Genomic DNA, 14,587 nt, shown 5'->3' on the forward strand with positions numbered 1-14,587 from the left:
CAGAGCCTGGAGATTCACGGTTCCCATGCCAGGGTGCGATTATAAAGATTCATCGCCAAGGACAAAATCAAACTCAGGCTCAGATAGGTCAGCATTAGCAGCAGGAGAACCTCAACGGGACGTCCTGTTTGATTGAGGGTGGGAGAGGCGATCGCGTAGAGGTCCGGGAAACCCACCGCAACCCCCAGACTAGTGTTCTTCGCCAGATTGAGATATTGACTGGTGAGGGGGGGCACGATCACCCGCAACGCCTGGGGAAAAATCACTCGCGCCATGACCAACCAGCCTGGCAAACCCAGGCTTTGGGCCGCTTCTCGCTGCCCCCTGGGCACAGCGGTGACCCCAGCACGAACAATTTCGGCAATAAACGCAGCACTATACAGACTCAGGGGCAGCAGCAAGGCCAAAAACTCTGGAGCTAGCTTTAATCCACCCTCAATCACGGTTCCATGGCGGCGGGGCACCGACAGGATCAAGGGCAGTTCTCCCTGGGTATAGAGCAACGCCAGGCCCATGGGCAGGAGCAACACCACCAGGGGCAATCCCCAAAAAAACAACGGCAGCCCTCCCTGCTGCTCACGCCTACGCGTCAGCCATTTCAAGCAGGCGATGGCCGCGGCCATTCCTCCTAAACCTGCACCGCCTCCCACCCAAAACGAGTCCGTGGGAACCCCCCAGGGGATCACTGTTCCCTGGCGCTGCAAAAAGATTAATCCTCCCAGGCTGAGGGGGCGATCAGCAGGGGGGAGGGAGAGCAAAACCGCCGCGTAGCCGAAGACCAACACCAGCAGCAGGGGCAAGTTACGCAGCGTCTCCACATAGATTAAGGCCAGCTTTCTGACTAACCAGTTGCGGGAAAGGCGCCCCAAGCCCACGCTAATCCCCAAAACTGTGGCCAAGACCAAACCAGCTGCCGTCACCCGCAGGGTGTTGAGGAATCCCACCAGGAGCGCTTTCGCGTAGGTATCTCGAGAGCTATAGGGAATGACGGTTTCCGTAACGGTGAACCCGGCCGGGTTATCCAAAAAATCAAATCTGAGGGTAAAACCGCGCTGAGATTGATTTTGGGCAAGATTACTCCCACACCAGATCACGAAGGCTGCCAGCAAAATCAGGACAAGAAGCTGAACGCCGACACGGAAAAGTGACGACCTAGATCGCTGCGATGGCCGAGGGGATCTCATGACTCAGGCAGGGTCAGCCCAAGCGCGAGGATTACATGAGATTCAGGTTAATTCCCGCTTCCTTCGCAAAGGCATTCAGCCCTTTTTTTTCAAGACTCTTAAGGGCCTTTGTAGAAAGGCGAAGCCGAACCCAACGATTGCCCTGGGGCCACCAAACCCGCTTCCACTGAAGGTTTGCCTCCTGGAGTTTCTTGGTCCGGCGGTGAGAGTGAGACACCGCATAGGCGTTATTGGCTTTCTTTCCGGTTAGCTGACACTTACGACTCATAATAGGTTCCGACGTTTATTTCCCAATCTTCATTTATAGAACATTGCCATCCCGCTAGACAAGCTTCAGCCCCAACGGCAACTAGAATCCATCGAAAAAAACTTCGGGGCGAACCATAAAGTCGCCCTCGGGACAGGGGGCGACTTTAAATTTAGGGCAGTGCTTCAACTCCCGCGTTTATTCTCGGCTATTGAGGGAAATCATAAACCTCAACACGAAGACAAAAAGGTTGACATAGGTTAGATACATGGAGAGAGCAGCCGGGAGATACTGCTCATCGCGGTAGGTTCGCGGCAGGACAAAAAAGTCCACCACGGCAGCCCCCACAAAGAGCAAAACGCCTAAGCCTGAGATCCCAATTTCTAGCCAACTGGGGGTAATCACATGGAAAAACCCCAGGCCCAACTGCAGCAGCAGAACCACCACCAGGGCAATGATGCCCAGCTGGACAGTTTGGGTGAGGGCAAAGCCATCTTCCTCAGAGAGTCCAGAGCCAATAGATCGAGCTGCAATAAAGGTGACGCCACAGGAGAGGGCGGCAATTCCAATGCCAACCATTCCAACCCCAGGCGTACTTAAGGCCAGGGCAATTAATCCAGCCAGGGTATAGCCCGAAAGCAAGCTGTAGGTGGCCAGCAATGGCAAAGCCACCTGATTATTCCCCTGGGTGGCCACAGACTGCGCCACAAAAAACAGGGCTAGCTCAGCCACAACGGCTACTATCACCGTGGGCATGAAGATACCGGGGGCCTGCTCTAGCACGCCAAGGCCTCCCCAGGCACCGAGGGCCGTGAGGACCAATCCTCCTCCCACGTAGGGCAAAGCCCTTTTCACCACATTTGGCCCTACCAGCGCACTTTGCTGGGCTTTTTTAATGGCCTGTTGAAAATTACTGGTATTACTCACGTGATACTCCTCTGACGAGTGCAAACAGCCGAGTCCTACAACACGGCGATCCTATTCACATTCTCCATTGTGCCGGATTTCTGCGGCCCCAACCGAGGATGATCAGGGGCGATCGCCGTACCTATTCATGCCCATCGGCTCCCCGAGGCAGACAGAGACTAGGGAGCAGGAGGCTGCGGAGCACTCCCCACAGGTTCAGCCGCAGTTTATGAACAAATGTTAAGTCTGCGTTCTGCGTAGATCCATGGAAAATCTGCGTAGATTTTCGGAAACCTCCGGGGAGACGGCGAGATCAATTCCCGTAATATGACGCTGTTATTCCCGAGGAGGTTTTTTAATAATTAGCTTACGCAAACGATAAGAAAACAACTTCGTTCAACCATGGCTTATCAAACTTCGCTGCAATCTCGCTCCATTGAAATGCTGGTTGCCTATCGTCAAAATCCATCTGTGCAGCTACGGAATCGTCTGGTTCGGCTGAATATGGGCCTGGTGCGCAAAGTTGCCCATCGCTTAGCGCACCAATGCGCCGAACCCTACGAAGATCTTGAGCAATGCGGTTATCTGGGATTGATTACAGCCATTGAACGATTTGACCCCACCCAGGGATTTGCCTTCAGCTCCTTTGCCGTCCCCTACATCCGAGGCGAGATTCTCCACTTCCTGCGCGATCGATCTAACCCTGTGCGCATTCCCCGACGTTGGCAACAACTCAGCCGCGATGGTGAGAAGAAGCGCCAAGCCCTCATGATTAACCTTGGACGCCAGCCCAGCGAAGCAGAAATCGCTCAGGCCCTTGAAATTAGTCTCGATGAATGGCGATCTGTGAAGCTGGCAGCGGCAAACCGTAACCCCCTCAGCCTCAACGCCCAAGTCTCCATGGGTGGCCATCAAAGCTCCGATTCTTCTATGACCCTGGGCGACACCCTCATGGATGCCCACGCCCAGCTGCGTCAAATGAACGAAGAGGATCGTTTAGAGCTACAGCACGCCATGGCTCAGCTCGAAGATAAAACCCGCGAAATGATTGAATCGGTTTTCTTTCAGCAGATGTCACGCCAAGAGGTAGCCAAGAAAATAGGCGTTAGCCCCGTGACCGTTACTCGCCGGATTAAAAAGGGTGTTGAGGAGCTGGTGCAGCTCCTGCACCAACCAGCGCCCCCCGCAGAAGCCCAAGCCTAAGTTCAAGATTCCACAACAAAGGGTTACAACAATAGGCGCCCCTGAGACTTCAGGGGCTTTTTTTGCGATACCCTTACTCAAAGACAAAGGCGAGCTTGAGGTTTATGACGAGACCTGCGAAGAAACTCCCCCAAACCACAGCCCACGTGAGAATTACCCATCACTCCTGGCAGCAAGGAAAAATTGAAGGAGAAGTTTGCGCCAGCCACTACGCTTGGCGCTTTCAGTGGTGCTTTACCACCGACCAGCTGAACATTTCACCCACCCTAGGCCGTGCTTTAATTCAAGAGCCCTTAGGTCGATTCTTAGAGCGACAGGACTACCAGCTCGAAGCAGGGGGAGACTATACCTTTCCTCTGCGATTCACCCTTTAAGGCACCCTCTCCAGACTCAGTCTCTCAAAAAACAATCAAAGCAAAGCCCCCAGGTTAGAAATAACCTGGGGGCTTTGGCGTTAGAAGTTCAATCCTTCGTAATTTTGGGAGGCTCGCGGAAGAAAATAGCGAAAAAGAGAACCCCCAAAATGCAGGCAAAGATGAAGACGTAAGCGATACTTTCCATAGGAAAATCTCAGATTAAAATAAAAACTCGTGAACCGAGGAAGGAGCCTTACCCACAATGGATGAATCGGCTCCTTCCACAAGTTTACGCTGAACCGGGACTATACGTTGCGGGTCGTTTTATCCCCAATCTTCTTGTAAAAGCCCCATTCAACCTGCTCCTCAGGCAGCTCTGGATCGATTCCGGCGAATACATCGCGATACAGAGTTCGAGCACCATGCCAGATATGCCCAAAGAAGAACAGCAGCGCGAAGCAAGCATGGGCAAAGGTAAACCATCCTCGCGGACTGGTGCGGAAAATACCGTCAGACCCAAGGGTTTCCATATCAAATTCAAAGGGTTCACCCAGCTGCGCCTTACGAGCGTAACGCTTTACCGTGGATGCGTCTGTGAAGGTTTGTCCATTGAGGGCACCCCCTGCAAAGCTCACGGTCACGCCCTGTTGCTCAAAGCTGTACTTCGACTCAGCTCGACGGAAGGGAATATCAGCCTTGACTTCACCTGAGGCGTTGGTCAACACCACCGGAAAAGTCTCAAAGAAGTTGGGCATTCGTCGCACGAAAAGCTCTTCGCCTTCAGCATTACGGAAGGTGGGATGCCCCAACCAGGAGGTGGCGATGCCGTCACCATTATTCATGGCCCCGGTGCGGAACAAGCCTCCCTTTGCAGGGCTGTTGCCCACATAGTCATAGAAAGCCAGCTTTTCTGGAATCGCAGCCCAAGCCTCGGCCTCGGACTTACCCGTAGCCACATCCGCTTGAACGCGACGCACCATTTCCTGGCGAAAATACCCCGCATCCCACTGGTAGCGGGTGGGTCCAAACAGCTCAATGGGCGTTGCAGCATTGCCATACCACATCGTTCCTGCCACCACAAAGGCAGCAAAGAAGACAGCCGCGATACTGCTAGAGAGAACGGTTTCAATGTTCCCCATCCGCAGCGCTTTGTAAAGCCGCTGGGGAGGTCGAACCACCAGATGAAAAATTCCGGCAATAATTCCCACAATGCCAGCCGCAATGTGGTGGGCGACAATCCCGCCAGGACTAAAGGGATTAAACCCATTCGGCCCCCAGTCGGGAGCCACGGGCTGTACATGCCCCGTAATACCATAGGGGTCAGAAACCCACATCCCAGGTCCCCAAAGACCGGTGAGGTGGAAGGCCCCAAAGCCAAAGCATAGGAGTCCGGCTAGGAACAGGTGAATCCCGAACATTTTGGGCAAGTCTAAGGCCGGCTCCCCGGTGCGGGGATCTCGAAACAGCTCTAGATCCCAGTAAACCCAGTGCCAGATTGCAGCCAGGAATAGCAGGCCAGAGAGCACAATGTGCGCTAGCGCTACGCCTTCAAAGCTCCAAAAGCCTGGATTGACGCCGGTCTCCCCCGTGACGCTCCAGCCAGCCCAGGAGGAATCAACTCCTAAACGAGCCATGAAGGGGAGCACGAACATCCCCTGACGCCACATTGGATTAAGAACTGGATCGCTAGGATCAAAGGTGGCAAGCTCAAATAACGTCATTGAACCTGCCCACCCTGAAATCAAAGCGGTGTGCATTAGGTGTGTCGCAATTAACCGTCCTGGGTCGTTAATCAAGACGGTATGGACGCGGTACCAGGGTAGTCCCATTGACTACGCTCCTCCTCTTAAACGCGTGAAAAGTGTTACCGTCAGCAACTCATTTAATCTGCCGATCTGATTTAGGCAAGAACCTAAACCTTAGAACGATGAAATAGATTGAAGCAAAAGGTCTCGGCTAGTCGAAGGACAAAGCCAAGGCACGTCTCTACCGAATCTATTGAATCATATTAAGGATCGAGTGTTAGCCAACTCAAGAAAAAAGCTTTAGTTAAGCAAGACCTAACGGTAGAAGGTTAAATTGTATAAAGAAGTGTAACTAGCCGATGGGGCCAATGCAAGCGACCTTCACATAACGGAAGGTTTACTCTTTAGAGGCTTGGCAAGGGTTGAGGAAAGTTTAATAATTGTTAACTTTGATGATAGCGTGTTGGGAATCAGCGTTAAGGCTATGGGTAACTCAGTTGATATGGAGCAGCGGATTTCAAATTCATCACAACTTGCCAAAATCACGTTTGTGCATGAAGACCAAGAGGTAGTCGTGGCTAGTGGGGCAAACCTGCGCCAAAAGGCTTTGGAGAGCAACGTGGATCTTTACACGTTCAAGGGAAAGCTGACCAACTGTGGCGGAATTGGCCAATGTGCCACTTGCTTGGTCAATATTACGTCCGGAATGGAAAATCTTTCGGAGCGCACTGATTTTGAGCAGCGTCGCTTAAAGCGCAAGCCCGACACCTACCGTCTCGCCTGTCAGACTCTGGTGTACGGTCCGGTTTCTGTCCAAACCAAGCCCACCAAGCGCAAGGGATAATCCTTCAGGGCAAACCCTGATCAGCCGGATTAAGAAACTGTTGCAATGTGGCGCCAGATAACCTATCCAGGGTGAGTTCGGGTGGTATTCTGGTTTAGTTAGATGGGGTTTGGGTTTATTCCCTTGCCCCCCATCTGCATCTTGATTTCCCTGCACACACCGTTGAAATAAAAAGTTGAACGTATGGAAGTTAATAAGTTAGGACTCATTGCCACCGCCCTCTTTGTTTTGGTGCCCACGGTTTTCTTAATCATTCTTTACGTCCAGTCAGAAAGCCGCAAGAGTGCTGAATAGAAAACTCTTTGCGCTTAGAAGAATCTGTGCGTGATGGGCGGCCAGGTTCAGGATTTTTGGGGCTAGCAGGTCCTGGGAACAGTTTTGTGGGCCAAGGTTTTCTTCGTGGATATCGCTGCGTGTTTTTTTTAAGATGCGCAGCCTTTTTAACGGAAACGCCTAAGAAAATAGACGTGACCTAGGTCACGTCTAGCCATACACCGATGCAGGAGGTTTCAATCGCAAGAAGAACAGGTGCATCGCCTGTCTTCAATAGATCTATCGCTTGTCTTCTCAGTTTTTATGCAGTGAACGCCAAGAAAAATCCGTTTGAAATTATCCCGGTGACCTCAAAAGTCGACCAGCAAAGGTTTTTAGAGGTGCCCCACATTGTTTACAAGGACGATCGCAACTGGGTGGCGCCGCTGCGGTCCTCGGTGGCTAGTCACTTTAAGCCAGATAATCCTTTTCTGAGCTACGGAAAACTCCAGCAGTTTGTGGCCCTGCGCGATCGCCAGCCCGTTGGGAGAATTGTGGCTGCCATTAATGATCGCCTGATAGAGCGAGAAGGCGAACGCATTGGGCTGTTTGGCTTTTTTGAGTGCATTGACGATAGCGAGATTGCCCAAGCACTTCTGGGATCAGCCGAAGCGTGGTTAAAAGCGCAGCACATTGTCAAGGTGCGAGGCCCCATTGATCTATCCACCCACAACAACTGTCTATTTCTGGCCGAGGGGTTTGACAGTCCCCCCTTGGTGATGATGCCCTACAATCCACCCTATTATTTACGCTTCATGGAGGAGGGGGAATGGCATCAGGCCAAGGATGCGTTCGCCTACGATCTTCCTCTAAACCAGCCTCTGCCGGAGAGTTACGAAAGAGCCTACCGGGTAGCCTGCAAAAGTGGCGTTACCTTTCGATCAATCCACACCCAAGGCCAGGAATTCCAGGCGGATTGTCGAGGGCTTTACGATTTATTCACGCGGGCTTTCGCCAATAACTGGAGTTCAACCCCCCGAACCGAAGCAGAATTTCTGGAGGAGGCAAAGGCGCTGCAAAGCTTAGTCGATCCAGCAATTTTCCCCATTGCAGAATACGAAGGGGAGATGGTCGGTTTTTTTATGGCGCTGCCGGACTACAATGTTGCTCTCAAGCCCGTCAATGGGCGGCTAAATTGGCTGGGGGTGCTCAAATTCCTCTGGTACCGTCGCCAGATCCACGCGGCGCGCGTAATTGCCGTTTGCGCCCTGCCCACTATGCAACGCAAGATGGTTGCCCCTGCGCTGATCTACCTGGGGCATCGCAATGGTACGCATCAGGGTCGAACCTATGAGCGAGCCGAACTGTCCTGGGTCTACGAGGACAATCTGCCTTCGCGCAAAATCATAGAAGCCACTGGAGCCACCATTCATAAAACCTATCGAATCTACGAAAAAGGACTTGCCCCATGAAAGCGCTTGTGACCGGCGCCAACGGATTTACGGGATCTCATTTGGTCCGTCGGCTGCGCGCGCGCGGCGACGCGGTGGTGGCCTACGTCCGTCCTACGAGCAATCTCTCTCGATTGGAGGGCTGCGATCTCGATCTGGCCTACGGTCAGATCACGGACCAATCCAGTCTCCTCCAGGCGATGGAGGGTGTGGATCAGGTGTTTCACATTGCCGCTTACGTGGAGTTGGGATTGGTGAATGCCCAGCAGATGGATCGGGTGAACGTGGCGGGCACCCAGGCCGTATTGGCAGCAGCTCAAGCCAGTGGGGTGAAGCGTATGCTGCATTGCAGCACCATTGGCATCTACGGTGATACCCAGGGACGGACGGTGGATGAAACCTTTGTGCGCCAGCAGCAGGACTTTTCATCGGCCTACGATCGCACCAAGTATCTGGCCCAGCAAGCTGTGGATCAAGCTGCTCAATCCGGGTTTCATGTGGTGAGCGTCATGCCCTCCGGAATTTTTGGCCTCGGCGATCCCCACTTTGGCCCGGTGGTGCAACAGTTTCTTAAGGGCGGACTGAAGGTGTGGGCGGCCGGCGATCGCGTCACCGGAATTGTGCATGTGGAAGATTTAGTGACGGGAATGCTCCTGGCCATCGACCAGGGGAAAGTCGGCGATCACTTTATTCTTTCGGCGGGCGAACTCACCACCCGCGAAATGTTTACCCTCTTTAGTCAAGAGACGGGGATTTCAGTTCCCAGGGAAGTTCCCGCCCCCCTGGTACGGCTGGCAGGGTCCATCCTAGATCCCATTGGTCGCTGGCTCAACTGGCAGCCTCCCCTGAGCCGGGAGCGAGTCCATTATCTCTATGACCGCTGTGTCCGGGTCAATGCCTCCAAAGCTCGTACCCATCTGGGCTGGAAGCCCCGGAGCGTGGAGGCTACACTGCGCGAGTTGGTTCAAGCCGCCTAGGGGCTCCCCGGAGAGCCGCATTGCGATCGCGCTGTTGAGGCTTCGGTCAGATTAGATGGGCAAGGCCATAGTTTTGCAACTCTGCTCAAGAACCGCTTTTCCACCATCATGATCAGGATGTAACACAAGCCCAGGAGTTTATGCTAACGGTTGCGCAGGCGTTTGATCGCGTTATTCGGGAGGTTCACCCCCTCCGCGATCAGGAACAGGTTTCTATTCCAGCAGCTCTGGGACGCATTCTTGCCTCGGCAGTGCGCGGCAGTGCGGATGTACCAGCCTGGGATAACTCGGCGATGGATGGCTATGCCATCGCCGCAGCAGATTTACACGGTGAGTCCGATACCACACCACAACTGCTGCAAGTGGTGATGGAAATCCCGGCCGGGGTGGCGCCCGATCGGTCCCTTGCCTCGGGGCAAGCCGCCCGCATTTTTACCGGAGCCATGCTCCCCCAAGGGGCAGATACCATCGTCATGCAGGAGGATACCCAGCGAACAGGAAATCAGGTCCAGATTCTACGGCGGCCTCAGCCGGGAGCCTTTGTGCGACGCCGGGGCAGCTACTACCAGGCCGGATCTCCCCTCTTGGAAGCGGGAATTAAGCTGGGACCGGCGGATCTGGCTGTGTTGGCCACCGTGCAGTGCTGTGACGTTCCGGTCCTGCGTCAGCCCAGGGTGGCGCTGGTCTCCACGGGGAATGAGCTGGTGGCCCCGGAACAACCCCTGCAACCGGGACAAATCGTCGATTCAAATCGCTATATTCTATCGGCTCTGGTGCAAGAATCAGGGGCCATCGCCCAACATTTCCAAACGGTGGGCGATCAGCTGTCTGAGGTGACTGAAACTATTGCCGAGGCCCTTGCTGCGGCTGACATAGTCATTTCCACTGGCGGGGTGTCGGTGGGGGACTACGACTATGTGGACCAGGCGTTGCAACGGTTAGGTGGAAAGCTGCATTTTCAGTCCGTGGCGATGAAGCCCGGCAAGCCTCTCACCTTTGCCACCTTTGAATTTGACCAGGCCCAGCGGCCAGTGCTGTTTTTTGGCTTGCCGGGCAATCCAGTCTCTGCTCCAGTAGGCTTTTGGCGCTTCGTGCAACCTGCTCTGCGCAAATGTGCAGGACTCAAGCAGGGAGTGGGACCCGACTTTGTCCAAGCGATCGCCCTGGAGTCCTTGGCCTCGGGAGGGGGACGGGAAACCTACGTTTGGGGGCATCTGGACTGGGACCGAGGCCACTATCAGTTCCGACCCGCGCCAGGGCATCAGATCTCAGGCAATTTGATCAATCTCGCTCAAACCAATGCCCTGGGGGTTTTAAGTTGCGATCGCCCCCAGATTCGGGCGGGAGAATCAATGACCGTGATGCGAATTTGATTGCAAAAGGGACCCGTTTCTGTGTTAAGGTGGAAACCTTAACGGGGCGTAGCGCAGCTTGGTAGCGCACCACTTTGGGGTAGTGGGGGTCGTGGGTTCAAATCCCGCCGCTCCGATTCGCTGGAAAATACCTTATCAATAGGGGCTGATAAGGCTTGTTTGGCTGTTCTGTAGCCCAAGTTTTAGCCCAAGATGAAAATTCATATTGAAACAACCGGGGAAATGCTGAGACTCCGGTGGTATTTCAAGCTCAAGGAAGGTGAGATAAGCCAGCGATCGCTGGAAAGGATCGGAATGACCACTTGTGCATCCTCTACCCCTGCTGGGATGCATAGGATAGGGCAGCGACTTTTCTGCACCACCAAGGGGCGATCGCTTGCTTGTCCAGGGCTGAGCGATCGCCCTTTTTAATGAGCCTATTTTGCCCTGAAAGCACGTCTAGAGGGGTTCGCCAAGACGGAAAAAAGATGCGTTAGCAACCTGGTTGAGATTTTGATCGAGAGGGCTTGTGAGGAGTTTGAATCCCGCCAAGGGAATAAGGGGAAATCATAACCACAGCATCACCCGATCGCCTAGACCGCATCGAAGTCGCTGGTTGAGCGAAATTCAGAAGCGATCGCCAAGCTAGAGCAATCGGTGGAAAGGTTAGAGCGCTCATCAGAAAAATGGGATGAGCAGTTCAATCGGCTCACCTTCACCGTCCTGACCATCGCTATGGGTTTGATTGTTTGCGCAACGGTGGCCGTTATCGTGCCCCAGGCTCTCTCTCTACCGCCCAATCTGAAGAACGAAACTACGTCGTTTCAGCCATCGGTTACCACCGTTTTTACCACCACCCCTAACCGACCATGCTCAAAGGCCTTACTGTATCTGTGATTCAGCCCATCGCTATTCCACTTTGGGATTGAAATTGCCGTTTGGGCGCTGGGCACCTGTCCCCCAAAGGGGATCGATGCCCCCGGCAGCGATGTAGATCTCCCCCTGTTCTTTAGCAAGGGGGAATTTTGCTCTGGCCGCTATCTCTACGCCGATGGGGACGGGATCCTCCTATGCGATCGCCTCCTCCCGGCGGTGCAGTTTTAGTCCTTGTCTAATACTTGCGCTCTTGAGGCTCAAACATCGTCAGGGTCACGGGCATATAGTGCAGGTGAATGACCTCAGGGGAATAGTAGGCCAGAGTATGCTTGAGAAAAGTCTCATCCTCTCGCCGCTGAAAATCCTCCCGAGAATGGGCACCGCGACTTTCTCGCCGCTGGAGCGCCCCAGTCATAATCACTTCTCCCACCACCATCAGGCTTTGCAGCTCTAGCGCCTCAATCAGCTCAGTGTTCCACAGCTTGCCGGAATCATCCAGACGAACTTGGACATATTGCTGCTTCAACGCTTGTAATTGCTGTAATCCTTCCGAAATAGTCTCATCCGTCCGAAAAACGCCGCAGTGATTGGCCATACAGTCCTGAACCCTCTGTCGCAGTTGATCAATGCGAAGCTCCCCGGACTGATCGAGAAGCTGCTGCAGCCGATCCTGAGCCTCTTGGAGATAGCGCGACTCATCCAGGTCCGGCCAATCTTGGTCTTGTACATAGTGGGCAATTGTGGCCCCAGTGCGACGACCATAGACCACGCATTCCAACAGCGAGTTACTGCCCAGGCGATTGGCCCCATGCACCGAGACGCAGGCACATTCTCCCGCCGCAAAGAAATTGTCCACCAAGCCCTCGGCGCTGCTGCGCACTTGGCCCGCAATATTCACAGGGATCCCTCCCATGGAATAGTGAACCGTAGGGCGCACAGGAATCGGCTCATGCACCGCATCCACCCCCGCCAGCCGATGGGCCTCTTCCCAGCAAAAGGGCACTCGGCTCATGATTTTTTCACGCCCCATATGACGCAGGTCTAGATGGACAAACGGTCCTCCAGCACTCCCATCCAGATGGATGCCTCGCCCGGCCCGGAGCTCGCGGGTAATGGCACGAGAGGTGATGTCACGGGGCGCAAGCTCCATTTGCTTGGGGGCATAGGTGGCCATGAAGCGATCGCCCTCGCTATTAATCAGGTAGGCACCTTCTCCCCGCACCGCCTCGGAAATCAGCACTCCCGCCGGATAGAGTCCCGTGGGGTGAAACTGCACGAACTCCATATCCTCAAGGGGCACCCCGGCCATTGCCGCCATCGAGAGTCCATCCCCGGTGGAGGCAAAGTCATTGGAGGTGGTATTAAACACCCGCCCATAGCCGCCAGTGGCAAACATCACCGCCCTGGCGCGCAGAACCTGTAGCGCCCCGTCCAGGAGGTGGTACAGGACAATCCCTTTGGCGCGGTTGTCCTCTAGAATCAACCGCAGCACGTACCACTCGTCGTAAATGGTGACCCCCTGGCGCAGGATGTTGTTGTACAGCTCGTGTAAGATGGCGTGCCCGGTTTTATCGGCGGCATAGCAGGTGCGCCTGTGACTGTGACCGCCAAAGGCGCGCTGGGCAATTCGGCCATCCTCTAGCCGCGAAAACAACACCCCCAAATGCTCCAGGTCAATCACGACCTCAGGCGCCTCTCGGGCTAAAATCTCCACCGCATCTTGATCAGCCAGATAGTCTGAGCCTTTTACCGTATCAAAGGCGTGGGCTTCCCAACTATCCAGGTCATCCACATTTTTCAGCGTGGCGGCAATTCCCCCCTGGGCCGCCACGGAATGGGAGCGAATCGGATGGGTCTTAGCCACCATTGCTAGATCCAGATGGGGCGCAATTCGGCTCATTTCCAGGGCAGCCCGACATCCGGCCAATCCTCCGCCCACAATCACAACGTCATGCTCTAACATGGCTGAGTTCGCTCTCTCCTCAATCCTTCTTGATTTTGCCAAACCAGCTTGATTTTGCTACGCTATCCCCAACTTTTCTAAAACGGGACGGGTCGAGACGACGTGGCGCTCTAGTCCCAGCTTAGTCGGCTCAATCCCAAGGGCTAAGCCAACCAGCTGCGGTAGGTGCAGCACCGGCAGCCCCAAGGATTGCCCAACCACCTTTTCCACCTCCGGCTGGCGCGAGTCCAGGTTGAGGTGACACAGCGGACAGGGCGTCACCAGACAGTCAGCCCCCGCAGCGATCGCCACTTGAATGCGCCCCCCCGCCATCTGAAAGGACTGCTGGGTGGCATAGCTAGAGAGGGGCCACCCGCAGCATTGGGTGCGGCCTTGATAGTAGACAGGCATCGCCCCCAGGGCCTCAAATAGATTCTCCATGGAAGTGGGGTAATGGGGGTCATCAAAGGGAAGGGTTTTCTGGGCACGCAGCAGATAGCAGCCGTAGAAGGCCGCGCAGTTCAGGCCCACCAGGCGTTGGCGAACCCGTCGGGTCAGCGCTTCCAGGCCATAGTCGCCAACCAAGGCCCAAAGCAGGTGCTTGACTTCACTCGTGCCTTGGTAGGGAGCACAGCGCTGCTGTTGAAGAAGCTGATTCACCTGGGCAAGATAGTCTGGATCATGGGTCTGGGCCTCCTTGAGGCGTTCATCCACATGACCTATCACCCCCTGGCAGGTGCTGCAATGGGTCAGCAGGGGGAGATTGAGCTGCTCCGCCAGGGCAATGTTGCGGGCGTTGACCGTATCCTCCAAGAGCTGGGACTCTTCTTTAAAGGTTCCAGACCCACAGCAGGCAGCCTGCTTGAGTTCCACAAGCTCAATTCCTAAGGCCTGGGTCATCTCATGGGTGGATTGATACAGTTCGCGGCAGGCACCCTGGGCAACACAACCTGGATAGTAGGCATATTTAAGGGACGTGGCCATGGATCAAAACGCGGTAGGTCAGGGGGGGTGGAAATGAAACGGTAGATCCTTAGAGGCTCTCCACGGCCCATTTCACCATCTTGTGTCTCCATTGTATAAACCGCAACGACCGCGCAGGGGAATCAGATCTTAGATCTTTTGGAAGCTTTGTGAGCTAAGGCAGGATGAAGTCGATTAATCATGAACTTAAAACAACTTTATTTTAGAAATATTAACTTTCGCCGCCAAATTTCCCCCTTAGGGGTAGATCAGACGCTAGATCACTGCC

14 protein-coding genes and 1 tRNA gene are annotated in these 14,587 nt (G+C 54.4%); 8 read left to right on the forward strand and 7 right to left on the reverse strand.

The window, feature by feature from the left end; translation table 11 throughout:
- Nucleotides 1-14: 14 nt before the first annotated feature.
- The 3 genes from QQ91_RS20470 to QQ91_RS20480 form a co-directional block, all read right to left on the reverse strand.
- Nucleotides 15-1,184 (reverse strand): ABC transporter permease subunit, encoded by a 1,170-nt coding sequence (locus tag QQ91_RS20470; protein ID WP_166277949.1) that lies wholly within the window; start codon nucleotides 1,182-1,184, stop codon nucleotides 15-17.
- 31 nt (nucleotides 1,185-1,215) lie between these two features.
- Nucleotides 1,216-1,452, reverse strand: a complete 237-nt coding sequence (gene rpmB / locus QQ91_RS20475) for a 50S ribosomal protein L28 (RefSeq protein ID WP_166277952.1) — start codon at nucleotides 1,450-1,452, stop codon at nucleotides 1,216-1,218.
- Between the two features lie 177 nt (nucleotides 1,453-1,629).
- Complete coding sequence (locus QQ91_RS20480) at nucleotides 1,630-2,358, reverse strand: Bax inhibitor-1/YccA family protein (RefSeq protein ID WP_166277955.1); 729 nt, start codon at nucleotides 2,356-2,358, stop codon at nucleotides 1,630-1,632.
- 381 nt (nucleotides 2,359-2,739) lie between these two features.
- Between QQ91_RS20480 and QQ91_RS20485 the strand changes: the two genes are divergently transcribed.
- Together QQ91_RS20485 and QQ91_RS20490 are read left to right on the forward strand one after the other, a co-directional pair.
- On the forward strand, nucleotides 2,740-3,540 hold the full coding sequence (locus QQ91_RS20485) for an RNA polymerase sigma factor SigF (protein ID WP_166277958.1): 801 nt from the start codon (nucleotides 2,740-2,742) through the stop codon (nucleotides 3,538-3,540).
- A gap of 104 nt (nucleotides 3,541-3,644) precedes the next feature.
- The gene (locus QQ91_RS20490; RefSeq protein WP_166277961.1) at nucleotides 3,645-3,914 is read left to right on the forward strand and encodes a DUF3146 family protein; all 270 of its coding nucleotides are present in this window, start codon (nucleotides 3,645-3,647) and stop codon (nucleotides 3,912-3,914) included.
- 88 nt (nucleotides 3,915-4,002) lie between these two features.
- On the opposite strand, the gene QQ91_RS20495 is transcribed toward QQ91_RS20490, so the two are convergent.
- Together QQ91_RS20495 and psbB are read right to left on the reverse strand one after the other, a co-directional pair.
- The gene (locus QQ91_RS20495; protein WP_166277964.1) at nucleotides 4,003-4,101 is read right to left on the reverse strand and encodes a photosystem II reaction center protein T; all 99 of its coding nucleotides are present in this window, start codon (nucleotides 4,099-4,101) and stop codon (nucleotides 4,003-4,005) included.
- Nucleotides 4,102-4,201: 100 nt separating this feature from the next.
- Nucleotides 4,202-5,725: a photosystem II chlorophyll-binding protein CP47 gene (gene psbB / locus QQ91_RS20500; protein ID WP_166277967.1), complete on the reverse strand. Its 1,524-nt coding sequence runs from the start codon at nucleotides 5,723-5,725 to the stop codon at nucleotides 4,202-4,204.
- Nucleotides 5,726-6,125: 400 nt separating this feature from the next.
- On the opposite strand from psbB, the gene QQ91_RS20505 reads away from it, so the two are divergent.
- From QQ91_RS20505 to QQ91_RS20530, 6 genes are all read left to right on the forward strand, one after another.
- On the forward strand, nucleotides 6,126-6,485 hold the full coding sequence (locus tag QQ91_RS20505) for a 2Fe-2S iron-sulfur cluster-binding protein (RefSeq protein ID WP_201277220.1): 360 nt from the start codon (nucleotides 6,126-6,128) through the stop codon (nucleotides 6,483-6,485).
- A gap of 183 nt (nucleotides 6,486-6,668) precedes the next feature.
- The gene (gene psbM, locus QQ91_RS20510) at nucleotides 6,669-6,779 is read left to right on the forward strand and encodes a photosystem II reaction center protein PsbM (RefSeq protein ID WP_166277970.1); all 111 of its coding nucleotides are present in this window, start codon (nucleotides 6,669-6,671) and stop codon (nucleotides 6,777-6,779) included.
- Between the two features lie 323 nt (nucleotides 6,780-7,102).
- Nucleotides 7,103-8,209 (forward strand): hypothetical protein, encoded by a 1,107-nt coding sequence (locus tag QQ91_RS20515; protein ID WP_236095992.1) that lies wholly within the window; start codon nucleotides 7,103-7,105, stop codon nucleotides 8,207-8,209.
- Nucleotides 8,206-9,165 (forward strand): NAD-dependent epimerase/dehydratase family protein, encoded by a 960-nt coding sequence (locus QQ91_RS20520; protein WP_166277975.1) that lies wholly within the window; start codon nucleotides 8,206-8,208, stop codon nucleotides 9,163-9,165. The genes QQ91_RS20515 and QQ91_RS20520 overlap by 4 nt, the downstream gene beginning before the upstream one ends.
- A gap of 140 nt (nucleotides 9,166-9,305) precedes the next feature.
- Nucleotides 9,306-10,538, forward strand: coding sequence for a molybdopterin molybdotransferase MoeA (locus QQ91_RS20525; RefSeq protein ID WP_166277978.1), 1,233 nt, complete (start codon nucleotides 9,306-9,308; stop codon nucleotides 10,536-10,538).
- Between the two features lie 42 nt (nucleotides 10,539-10,580).
- Nucleotides 10,581-10,654 (forward strand) — tRNA-Pro (locus QQ91_RS20530).
- Nucleotides 10,655-11,628: 974 nt separating this feature from the next.
- On the opposite strand, the gene QQ91_RS20535 is transcribed toward QQ91_RS20530, so the two are convergent.
- Both QQ91_RS20535 and QQ91_RS20540 read right to left on the reverse strand, forming a co-directional pair.
- On the reverse strand, nucleotides 11,629-13,356 hold the full coding sequence (locus QQ91_RS20535) for a succinate dehydrogenase/fumarate reductase flavoprotein subunit (RefSeq protein ID WP_166277983.1): 1,728 nt from the start codon (nucleotides 13,354-13,356) through the stop codon (nucleotides 11,629-11,631).
- Between the two features lie 57 nt (nucleotides 13,357-13,413).
- Nucleotides 13,414-14,319, reverse strand: coding sequence for a CoB--CoM heterodisulfide reductase iron-sulfur subunit B family protein (locus QQ91_RS20540; protein ID WP_166277986.1), 906 nt, complete (start codon nucleotides 14,317-14,319; stop codon nucleotides 13,414-13,416).
- Between the last annotated feature and the right edge of the window lie 268 nt (nucleotides 14,320-14,587).

It is taken from the genome of Lyngbya confervoides BDU141951 (assembly GCF_000817775.3).
GTDB classification, from domain to species: domain Bacteria; phylum Cyanobacteriota; class Cyanobacteriia; order Thermosynechococcales; family Thermosynechococcaceae; genus Lyngbya; species Lyngbya confervoides.

Bases quoted from the DNA above. Each gene is read 5' to 3' on its own strand.
- QQ91_RS20470 (WP_166277949.1), bottom strand. From the start codon at position 1,184: ATGAGATCCCCTCGGCCATCGCAGCGATCTAGGTCGTCACTTTTCCGT.
- rpmB (WP_166277952.1), bottom strand. From the start codon at position 1,452: ATGAGTCGTAAGTGTCAGCTAACCGGAAAGAAAGCCAATAACGCCTAT.
- QQ91_RS20485 (WP_166277958.1), top strand. From the start codon at position 2,740: ATGGCTTATCAAACTTCGCTGCAATCTCGCTCCATTGAAATGCTGGTT.
- QQ91_RS20490 (WP_166277961.1), top strand. From the start codon at position 3,645: ATGACGAGACCTGCGAAGAAACTCCCCCAAACCACAGCCCACGTGAGA.
- QQ91_RS20495 (WP_166277964.1), bottom strand. From the start codon at position 4,101: ATGGAAAGTATCGCTTACGTCTTCATCTTTGCCTGCATTTTGGGGGTT.
- psbB (WP_166277967.1), bottom strand. From the start codon at position 5,725: ATGGGACTACCCTGGTACCGCGTCCATACCGTCTTGATTAACGACCCA.
- QQ91_RS20505 (WP_201277220.1), top strand. From the start codon at position 6,126: ATGGGTAACTCAGTTGATATGGAGCAGCGGATTTCAAATTCATCACAA.
- psbM (WP_166277970.1), top strand. From the start codon at position 6,669: ATGGAAGTTAATAAGTTAGGACTCATTGCCACCGCCCTCTTTGTTTTG.
- QQ91_RS20520 (WP_166277975.1), top strand. From the start codon at position 8,206: ATGAAAGCGCTTGTGACCGGCGCCAACGGATTTACGGGATCTCATTTG.
- QQ91_RS20525 (WP_166277978.1), top strand. From the start codon at position 9,306: ATGCTAACGGTTGCGCAGGCGTTTGATCGCGTTATTCGGGAGGTTCAC.
- QQ91_RS20535 (WP_166277983.1), bottom strand. From the start codon at position 13,356: ATGTTAGAGCATGACGTTGTGATTGTGGGCGGAGGATTGGCCGGATGT.
- QQ91_RS20540 (WP_166277986.1), bottom strand. From the start codon at position 14,319: ATGGCCACGTCCCTTAAATATGCCTACTATCCAGGTTGTGTTGCCCAG.